Raw genomic sequence first — 661 nt, 5'->3', positions numbered from 1 at the left:
TCTTCCACGGGCATCAGGAACGTGCCGTCCACGGCGCGCTCGGGCGTCGGGATGTACGTGTCCAGGGCTTCGGCCAGCTTCATGATCGCGCCTTCGCCGAGCTCGCCCTTGTCGCCTTCCAGGGCCAGCTTCGCCGAGCCGTGGATGATCGGGGTGTCGTCGCCGGGGAATTCGTACTTGTCGAGGAGTTCGCGAACTTCCATTTCGACCAGCTCGAGCAGTTCCTTGTCGTCGACCATGTCGCACTTGTTCAGGAACACGATGATGTAGCCCACGCCCACCTGGCGAGCCAGCAGGATGTGCTCACGCGTCTGGGGCATCGGGCCGTCGGCGGCCGAGCACACCAGGATCGCGCCGTCCATCTGGGCGGCGCCGGTGATCATGTTCTTCACGTAGTCGGCGTGACCGGGGCAGTCGACGTGTGCGTAGTGGCGGTTGGCCGTTTCGTACTCGACGTGCGCGGTGTTGATCGTGATGCCGCGGGCCTTTTCTTCGGGCGCAGCGTCGATCTGGTCGTAGGCCTTCGCTTCGCCGCCGAACTTCGACGACAGCACCGTCGCGATCGCAGCCGTCAGCGTCGTCTTGCCATGGTCAACGTGACCGATCGTGCCCACGTTCACGTGCGGCTTCGTGCGGGTGAATTTACCTTTTGCCATTTTTC

At 63.5% G+C, this 661-nt stretch carries 1 protein-coding gene; it reads right to left on the bottom strand.

Translation table 11 applies throughout. From position 1 onward, the window contains the following. Positions 1–656, bottom strand: a 656-nt coding sequence (locus tag AC07RM_RS40655; protein WP_495338091.1) for a GTP-binding protein, incomplete at its 3' end; no start/stop codon positions are given. Positions 657–661: the final 5 nt, after the last annotated feature.

This window comes from Variovorax sp. GW821-FHT09B05 (assembly GCF_059418265.1).
The sequence above is the reverse complement of the archived record's forward strand: the minus strand, read 5'-3'. Positions and strand labels throughout refer to the sequence as shown.